This window comes from Arthrobacter crystallopoietes BAB-32 (genome assembly GCF_000328305.2).
In the GTDB taxonomy this organism is placed as follows: Bacteria; Actinomycetota; Actinomycetes; order Actinomycetales; family Micrococcaceae; genus Crystallibacter; species Crystallibacter crystallopoietes_A.
Genome location: NZ_ANPE02000306.1, coordinates 1 through 4,627 on the forward strand (window position 1 = coordinate 1; position 4,627 = coordinate 4,627).

At 68.5% G+C, this 4,627-nt stretch carries 6 protein-coding genes and 1 pseudogene; 1 reads left to right on the plus strand and 6 read right to left on the minus strand.

The window, feature by feature from the left end:
* The 5 genes and pseudogenes from D477_RS20410 to D477_RS20430 form a co-directional block, all read right to left on the minus strand.
* Positions 1 to 194 (minus strand): annotated as a pseudogene (locus D477_RS20410) (23S rRNA (guanosine(2251)-2'-O)-methyltransferase RlmB); the annotation flags it as partial.
* A 72-nt stretch (positions 195 to 266) separates the two neighbouring features.
* Positions 267 to 1,739, minus strand: a complete 1,473-nt coding sequence (gene cysS, locus D477_RS20415) for a cysteine--tRNA ligase (protein WP_005275118.1) — start codon at positions 1,737 to 1,739, stop codon at positions 267 to 269.
* Between the two features lie 26 nt (positions 1,740 to 1,765).
* Positions 1,766 to 2,263, minus strand: coding sequence for a 2-C-methyl-D-erythritol 2,4-cyclodiphosphate synthase (gene ispF, locus D477_RS20420; protein WP_005275120.1), 498 nt, complete (start codon positions 2,261 to 2,263; stop codon positions 1,766 to 1,768).
* The gene (ispD, locus tag D477_RS20425) at positions 2,260 to 3,036 is read right to left on the minus strand and encodes a 2-C-methyl-D-erythritol 4-phosphate cytidylyltransferase (protein ID WP_043847804.1); all 777 of its coding nucleotides are present in this window, start codon (positions 3,034 to 3,036) and stop codon (positions 2,260 to 2,262) included. The genes ispF and ispD overlap by 4 nt, the downstream gene beginning before the upstream one ends.
* An 80-nt stretch (positions 3,037 to 3,116) precedes the next feature.
* Complete coding sequence (locus D477_RS20430) at positions 3,117 to 3,599, minus strand: CarD family transcriptional regulator (protein WP_005275124.1); 483 nt, start codon at positions 3,597 to 3,599, stop codon at positions 3,117 to 3,119.
* A 254-nt stretch (positions 3,600 to 3,853) separates the two neighbouring features.
* Between D477_RS20430 and D477_RS20435 the strand changes: the two genes are divergently transcribed.
* Positions 3,854 to 4,411: a hypothetical protein gene (locus tag D477_RS20435; protein WP_005275126.1), complete on the plus strand. Its 558-nt coding sequence runs from the start codon at positions 3,854 to 3,856 to the stop codon at positions 4,409 to 4,411.
* A 118-nt stretch (positions 4,412 to 4,529) separates the two neighbouring features.
* On the opposite strand, the gene D477_RS21985 is transcribed toward D477_RS20435, so the two are convergent.
* On the minus strand, positions 4,530 to 4,627 hold a 98-nt coding region (locus tag D477_RS21985), incomplete at its 5' end, for a winged helix-turn-helix domain-containing protein (protein ID WP_005275128.1).

A 4,627-nucleotide genomic window follows, 5' to 3' on the forward strand; every position in this document is an offset into this window, starting at 1 on the left:
GGCTTGCCGCCGGCGCGGCGGGCGGCGGAACGCTCGGCCAGCTGCTTGGCGCGGTAGGCCTTGTGGTAGGGACGGTCTTCGGCCTTCGGGGTGGGGCCCTTGCCTTCGAGCGCCTTGCGGCCGTGTCCGCCGGTGCCCGCGGTGGGGCCCTTCTTGGACTTGCGTACCGCTCCGGGGCGGGGTTTGTTGGCCATGGTCCTTACCTATCGGGTCAGCTGGCAGCGTCCGCACCGGGTGCCGGCGCGGAAGTGTCGGTCAAATAGAGTTTACCGGTCGGCTATGGACCACGTGGCGCCGTCCACCGAGTCCGCCACCGTGATCCCTGCCGCTGCCAAGGTATCCCGGATCGCATCGGCGCGCGCCCAGTCCTTGGCTTCGCGGGCGGCACGGCGCTCCTGCAGCTGCGCCTGCACCAGCGAGTCCAGCGCTCGGTGCTCGGCGCCGTCGCCCGTGCCGGAATTCCAGTGCGGGTCCAGCGGATTGATGAACAGCACATCGGCCATGGCAGCCACCTGGTGCAGCGCGCGGCGGGCCGCGTCCTTGTCCTTGGCGTCCAGAGCGGTGTTGCCGGCCCGGACGGCCTCGTGCACGGCGGCCAGGGCCTGCGGCACGTTCAGGTCATCGTCCATCGCCGCCGCGAAGGCTGCCGGCACCTGCTCTTCGGCCTCGGGCAGGCCCGCGCCCTCGCCGTAGAGGAACTTCAGCGCCCGCTGCATGAAGCCTTCAATACGTTCGACGGCGGCAGCGGCCTCCGCGAGCGAGCCGGGGTTGTAGTCCAGGGCCGAGCGGTACTGTGCCTGGCCCAGGTAGTAGCGCACGACGAGCGGCCGGGCGATCGCCAGCATTTCGGCCGGCGTGACGATATTGCCCACGGACTTGGACATCTTTTCGCCCTCGAACGTGACCATGCCGTTGTGCATCCAGAAGTTCGCGAACGCGTGGCCGGCCGCCTGGGACTGCGCGACCTCGTTCTCATGGTGCGGGAAGCGCAGGTCCAGCCCGCCGCCGTGGATATCGAACGCGGTGCCCAGGTACTTCGTCACCATGGCCGAGCACTCCAAGTGCCAGCCGGGCCGGCCCCCACCCCATGGGCTGGGCCAGCAGGCGGTGGCCGGTTCGCCCTCCTTGTAACCCTTCCACAGCGCAAAGTCCCGCGGATCGCGCTTGCCCCGGGGACCGGCGTCGGGCGCGGCCTGCATGTCTTCGATGTTCTGCCGGGTCAGCGAACCGTACTGCGCCCAGGAGCGGACGTCGAAGTACACGTCGCCGGAGTCGTCCAGTGCGGGATAGGCGTGCCCGCGGTCGATCAGCAGCTGGATCAGCTGGTGCATCTCCGGGATATGGCCGGTGGCACGCGGTTCATAGGTGGGCCGCTGTACGCCCAAGGTGTCGTAGGCGAGCTGGAAGGCCTGTTCATAGCGGTAGGCCAGGGCCCACCACGGCTCGTTCGGCACGGCCGGTGCGTCCGGATCCGCAGGGTCGAACGGTTCGAAGGAAGCCGCAGACTTGGCCAGGATCTTGTCGTCAATGTCCGTCACATTGCGGACCACGGTGACCTCGTAGCCGCGGTAACGCAGCCAGCGGGTCAGCTGGTCGAAGGCGATGCCCGAGCGGATGTGCCCCACGTGCGGGTCCCCCTGCACCGTGGCGCCGCAGTAGTACAGGCCGACCTTGCCCGGCTGCAGCGGGACGAAGTCGCGGATCTCTGCGGCGGCGGTGTCATAGAATCTCAGGCTCACCGCTCCAGATTAGCCGCGCCTGCGGCTCAGCGTGCAACTGCCACGACGACGGCGGTGGCGACGGCTGCGATCCCCTCGCCGCGGCCGGTGAAACCGAGGCCGTCGCTGGTGGTGGCCGAAACGCTGACCGGCGCACCGGCTGCCTCGCTGAGGACCGCCTCCGACTCGCTGCGGCGCGGCGCGAACTTGGGCCGGTTGCCAACGACTTGGACGGCGATGTTGCCGATCTCGAATCCGGCGTCCCGCACGATCCGCGCCGCTTCGCCCAGCAGGCGGACCCCGGACGCGCCGGCATACTCGGGGCGGTCGGTGCCGAAATGCGTCCCGAGGTCACCCAGCCCGGCTGCGGAAAACAATGCGTCTGCCGCGGCGTGGGCCACGGCATCGCCGTCCGAATGGCCGGAGAGTCCCCGCTCGCCCTCCCAGAGGAGGCCGCCCAGCCAGAGGGGCTGCGGCTCATCTTCCGGTGCGAAGGCGTGGACGTCCACGCCGATGCCGGTGCGCGGGAGAGGGACGGCGTTCACTGCTGGCTTTCCTTTCCGGCCGGTGCGGCGGACCGTAGCCGGCGGGCCACCAAGGCCTCGGCCGTCAGCAGGTCCAGTTCGGTAGTGATCTTGAGGGCCTGCTCGGAGCCCGGCACGAGGAAGACGTCCACTCCCCTGCGTTCCACCAGCATGGCGTCATCGGTAATCCCGGCGGCGTCGCTGCCGGCGGATTCGAGCCAGCGGTGGGCATCGGCCAAGGTCCGGGCGTCGAAGCCCTGCGGCGTCTGCACCGCCCGGAGGCGCGCCCGCTCAGGTGTTCCGGAGACCTTCTCGCCAGCGATGCGCTGCTCCTCCGGGGAGCACGGCACGGCCGTCTTGATCGTGTCGGCCACCGGCAGGGCCGGTATGACGGCCTGCGCCCCGGCGGCCAAGGCGGCACCGACCCGGGCAAAAACGTCCGGGGGCGTCAATGCCCGCGCGGCATCGTGGACCAGGACGGCATCCAGTCCGGGTTCCAGTCCGGACAAGGCCCTGCCCACGGACTCGGCCCGACTGCTGCCGCCTTCGACCGCAGTGACCGGGACCGTTCCGGCCGCCCGCGCGCAGATGGCGGTCAGGGCGGTGTCGCCCGGGGGGACGGCCACGCAGATGTGCGCGGCAACGCCGGAGGCCAGCACCGCCTCGAGCGCGTGTTCCAGCAGCGTGCGCCCGGCGAGGACCACCTCCGCTTTGGGGATGCCGTAGCCCAAGCGCTGGCCGGATCCGGCGGCCACAATAACGACGCCGATGCGCAGCGAGGGAGGTGTAGGCACCTCACCAGACTACCCGCATACGTAAGGCGGCCGGCCCCGTGTGGGACCGGCCGCCTCTGAGCCTTGTGGTGGCAGCGCTGCTAGGACGCCAACACCTCGTCCAGCACTGCTGCTGCCTTGTCTTCGTCTGTCTTCTCTGCAAGGGCCAGTTCCGAAATCAGGATCTGCCGGGCCTTGGCCAGCATGCGCTTTTCGCCTGCCGACAGGCCGCGGTCCTGTTCCCGCCGCCACAGATCGCGCACCACTTCGGCAACCTTGATCACATCGCCCGAGGCGAGCTTCTCCAGGTTGGCCTTGTAGCGGCGCGACCAGTTCGTGGGTTCTTCGGTGAACTCGGCGCGGAGCACATCGAACACGTGCTCCAGGCCTTCCTTGCCCACAACGTCACGAACGCCTACCAGATCTACGTTCTCCGCCGGAACCTCAATGGTCAGGTCACCCTGAGCCACTCGGAGCTTGAGATACATTTTCTCTTCGCCCTTGATGGTGCGCATCTTGATCTCTTCGATCTTCGCGGCACCGTGGTGAGGGTAAACAACCGTCTCGCCGACCTCAAATACCATGTGGACTTTCCCCTTTCCCACAGACAAGTTTATCATGCCGCTTTCGCCCATCCCGGGGCCCTGAGGCCCGGCCCGCTGCGGTTGGCAGGCCGCCCGGGGACCCGAAACCCCTTGACGAAATTGCGGTTTGGTGCATGCGGATCCGTTGGTTACACGGGGCGAATCCTGTTTTTCCTCGAAGTGCCGTTAGGCTAGTCCTTGAGCTTTGTACAGCTTCCGCTCGATGAAACGCCTTTGAATGAGGAGTCCCCGCAGTGAAGATTGCGCCGAAGAACCGTGTGCAGCGTGCCCTGGTCGCCGGCACCGCCGTGCTAGCCCTCCTGGGGACTGCCGGGTGCAGCGCCATTAACGACCAGGCGACCACCTACTCCTACGCTGCCAGCGACGGCATTGTCGCCAATGTCGGTCCGGTCCTGCTGCGCAACCTGATGGTCGTCGCCGCCGACGGGGAGTCCCAGGCCCGCGTGCTGGGCACCGCCATCAACACCTCGGACTCGCCGGTGCAGCTGACCCTGACCGGCCCTGGGTCCACCGCCAGCGTCACTGTGCCGGCCAACGGCCAGATCCGGTTCGAAGACGACGAGAACAAGACTGTCGTTGACAGCCCCGGTGCAGCACCGGGCGCCTTGGTGCCCCTCGAAGTCCAGGTCAACTCGGAGTCGGCCGAACTCGACGTTCCGGTCCTGGACGGCGCGCTGGAGGAGTACCGGCCGTACCTTCCGAGCCCCGAAGCCACCACCTCGCCGGCAGCAGAAGCTTCGCCGGACGCGACCGAGGCCGCCACCGTGCCGGCGGAGTCGCCCGCGCCGTAGCGCACCCCTTCCTTTCGGATATGGCAGGAGGCCGCACCCGTTCGAACGGGTGCGGCCCTCCTGCCGTTGCGCTGCATATCACGCCGGGCTGCGTCTGTTGTGCCCCGGCCCCGGCGGCTTAGGGCTCGAACTTGTAGCCGAGCCCGCGGACCGTCACCAGGTAGCGCGGTGCGGAGGGATCAGGTTCGATCTTGCCGCGCAGCCGCTTGACGTGGA

What these genes read in the sequence shown, in the direction of transcription:
- D477_RS20430 (WP_005275124.1), bottom strand. Translation starts at nt 3,599, where the DNA reads ATGGTATTTGAGGTCGGCGAGACGGTTGTTTACCCTCACCACGGTGCC.